This is a genomic window from Streptomyces turgidiscabies Car8 (assembly GCF_000331005.1).
Taxonomy (GTDB): Bacteria; Actinomycetota; Actinomycetes; order Streptomycetales; family Streptomycetaceae; genus Streptomyces; species Streptomyces turgidiscabies.
In genome coordinates, this window is record NZ_AEJB01000620.1 from 1 (window position 1) to 3,278 (window position 3,278).

Genomic DNA, 3,278 nt, shown 5'->3' on the forward strand with positions numbered 1-3,278 from the left:
CGTCCCCGTAGCGCCTGACGGCCGCCGCGGGCCACGTGTACTCGATCTCCGCCAGGGTGAAGCCCGCGGCCGTTCGCAGGGGGCGCTCGGCGGTGCGCAGGCCGCCCGCGCGCTCGTAGAACGAGATCGCGCGGGCGTTGCCGTGCAGCACCTCCAGGTAGACGTCCCGGCCGGGGCGGTGCCGGGCCGCCCAGGCGAAGCCCTGGTGCAGCAGGGCGCGGCCGACGCCGGTGCCGACGTGGTCGGGCCGGGCGTGCAGGTTGTCCACGTGGACCCGGCCGTCCGCGGCCGTGTCCAGATGGATGAAGCCGCGCAACTCGCCGTCGTGCTCGGCGAGCAGCAGACACCGGTCGTCGGACAGGGCCTTCGTGCGGGCCCGCCACTTCGCGAGGTGCTCCGCCGCGAGCGGGCCGTCCAGATACGCGGCGGGCATGAGCGCGGCGTACGCGCTGCGCCAACTGGCAGTGTGCAGGCTCGCGATGGTGTCCGCGTCGGCACGGCTGCCGCTCCTGATGCGCATGGAACCGCAGGCTACGCCCGGCTGGTGTGCGTGTCCTGCCGGGCCGTGAGCACCCGTGGTCCCGACGTCGTGATCGCCACCGTGTGTTCCGCGTGGGCGGCGCGGGAGCCGTCGTTCGTGCGGAGGGTCCAGCCGTCCGGGGCCTCGTAGTAGCCGTCCTTGCCGCTGCCGATCAGCATGGGCTCGATCGCCAGGACCAGGCCGGGGCGCAGCGGCATGCCCCGGCCGGGGCGGCCCTCGTTGGGGACCGGGGGGTCCTCGTGCATACGGCGGCCGATTCCGTGGCCGCCGAAGCCGTCCGGGATGCCGTAGCCCGCAGTACGGCACACCTCGCCGATCGCGTGCGCGATGTCGCCGATGCGGTTGCCGACGACCGCCGCCGCGATGCCCGCCGCGAGGGCCCGCTCGGCGGTCTCGACGAGCCGTACGTCGGCCGGGCGCGGCTCGCCCACGATGAAGCTGATCGCCGAGTCGCCTGCCCAGCCGCCCAGTTCGGCGCCGAAGTCGGCGGAGACGAGGTCGCCGTCGCGCAGCCGGTAGTCGTCCGGGATGCCGTGCACGATCGCGTCGTTCACCGAGGCGCAGAGCACCGCCGGGAACGGGGTGGGCGCGAAGGAGGGGTGGTAGCCGAGAAACGGGGAGGTGGCCCCGGCGGCGCGCAGCACCTCGTGTGCAACCTCGTCCAACTCCAGCAGGGAGACGCCCACGTCAGCGGCTTCCCGGACGGCGGTCAGGGCTCTGCCGACCACCTGGCCGGTCTCGTACATGGCATCGATCGCTGTGTCTGTCTTGAGTTCCACCATGCCAATTACTATACCGGTATTAGAATGGTGGGATGGTACGCACTCCTCTCACCCCCGAAGAGCGTGAACGCGGCGAGCGGCTTGGCCGGTTGCTGCGTGAGGCGCGTGGCGGTCGCAGCATGGCGCAGATCGCGGCGCACGCCGGTATCTCCGCCGAGACCCTCCGCAAGATCGAGACCGGCCGTGCGCCGACCCCGGCCTTCTTCACGGTCGCGGCGCTGGCGCGGGTCCTCGGACTGTCCATGGACGAACTCGTCGGGCGGTGCGAGCCGTTGGCTCCGGTCGCGGCGTGAGCCCACGGGGGGCGGTTTTGGCCATTGTGGCAGTGGCTCACGTCACGTTCCGCTGGGTGCGCGGTACTCTGCGTCCGGTCCGAAAACCCCCCGTAGCCCATCCGTAACACGGTTGGTGTTTTCTACGGGACGGAGACTCCGGTCGGGCATGGGGTGGGCGTCATGGTGGTGGAACAACTCCCGGGGCAGGTGCGGGAGTTCGCGCGGTATCTGAACGGCCTGCTGGCCCGCCTCGATCAGGGCGCGGGCTGGTGCGGCGTGTTCTGGGAACGCGACCCCGACGGTATGCGCGCCTGCCTGGAGGGGTACGAAGTGCCGCCCTGGGACGTGGTGGACGCGCTGCTCCAGGATCTCGCCGCCGGGTACGGAACGGGCACGGTCGCCCCGGAGTCCGAGCAGGCGCGTGCCCTGCACCGGGCCGCGCTGGCCGCGTTCGACACCCGCCCCGGCGCCCGCGACACCCTCGGGGACCGGCTCGACGTGATGCTCCGGGAACAGAAGTACGCGGCGGAACGGCTCGCCGAGCTGGGGCGGTCGCTCGCCTCCGCCGCCTCCCACGAGGAGGCCGAGGGTCTCCGCCTCGACCTCGCCTGGGCCCACGACGACCACGAACGTGCCTCCGCCCGCTGCGTCGAACTCCGTTACCGCCTCGACCAGTTGGCCCGCAGGGCGGTGAGCCGGGCGCCCTTCCAGCACCGCGACCGCGACGACGAGGCGGACCTGTTCACCGGCCGCCCCCAGCGCAACCCGCACCCCGCCGACGCGCCGGCGGGCGACCCCCTGCCCCTGCCGAGACAACGCACCCACCCCGACGAACAGCACCCGGCCGACACCCCGGCCACCTGGTACACCGACGGCGCCCGCGACTCCGGCCACACGACCGAGGAAGCCGGCGCCCCGGGTCCCGGCGACGAGGCCTCCACGTGGCGTGCCGGCTCCGGCCGCCCGTCCGACGCGGACGGCTCCCGCCCGGCCGCCTACGGCGACGGTCGCCAGGGTCCCGGCGGGGAGTCTCCCGCCTGGCGCGACGGCGCCCGCGAAAACGACGATCTCGGCCCAGGCCGCCGGAACTCCGGCGAGGGCGCACCCGCGTGGCGCGACGGCTCCGGCCGAGACGGCTCCCGCCCGGCCGCCGCCTACGACGAGGACCGTAGCGCCAACGGCCCGGGTTCCGGCGACGAGTCCTCCGCCTGGAGTGCGAGCGCCCGCTATGGCGGCGACCGGAGTTCCGGCCGACGGGACGCCGACGACGACGCGTCCACGTGGCGCAGCGGTGCCCACCCGGCCGCCTACGTTGACGACCGCGACCTCGGCCGCCGGGGTCCCGGCGACGAGGCTGCCGCTTGGCGCGACGGCGTCCGTCGCGCAGGGCGGGCGGCCGACCAGGGCGGCGCCCACCCGGCCGCCTACGTTGACGACCACGACCTCGGTCGCCAGGCTCCCGGCGACGAGGCTCCTGCCTGGCGCGACGCGGTCCGTCGCACCGGCCGGGCGGCTGACCAGGAGGGTGGGAACCCCGCCGCCTACGGCGACGGTCTCGGCCCCGGACGCCGGGATTTCGGCGACGGCGCACCCACCTGGCGCGACGGCACCCGTCGCACCGGCCGGGATGCCGAGCCGGACGGCACCACGTCCGGCGACGACCGCGTCCCCGGCGGACAG

The 3,278-nt window shown here is 74.4% G+C and carries 4 protein-coding genes; 2 read left to right on the plus strand and 2 right to left on the minus strand.

Annotated elements, in window-relative coordinates:
- Both STRTUCAR8_RS43030 and map read right to left on the minus strand, forming a co-directional pair.
- Positions 1–520, minus strand: a 520-nt coding sequence (locus tag STRTUCAR8_RS43030; protein ID WP_006382738.1) for a GNAT family N-acetyltransferase, incomplete at its 3' end; no start/stop codon positions are given.
- A gap of 11 nt (positions 521–531) precedes the next feature.
- Positions 532–1,323 (minus strand): type I methionyl aminopeptidase, encoded by a 792-nt coding sequence (gene map, locus STRTUCAR8_RS43035; protein ID WP_006382736.1) that lies wholly within the window; start codon positions 1,321–1,323, stop codon positions 532–534.
- A gap of 32 nt (positions 1,324–1,355) precedes the next feature.
- Here map and STRTUCAR8_RS43040 point away from each other — a divergent pair, with 32 nt between their 5' ends.
- Both STRTUCAR8_RS43040 and STRTUCAR8_RS54905 read left to right on the plus strand, forming a co-directional pair.
- Positions 1,356–1,616, plus strand: a complete 261-nt coding sequence (locus STRTUCAR8_RS43040; protein ID WP_006382737.1) for a helix-turn-helix domain-containing protein — start codon at positions 1,356–1,358, stop codon at positions 1,614–1,616.
- 162 nt (positions 1,617–1,778) lie between these two features.
- The coding region (locus STRTUCAR8_RS54905; RefSeq protein ID WP_006382739.1) for a hypothetical protein at positions 1,779–3,278 on the plus strand (1,500 nt) is incomplete at its 3' end.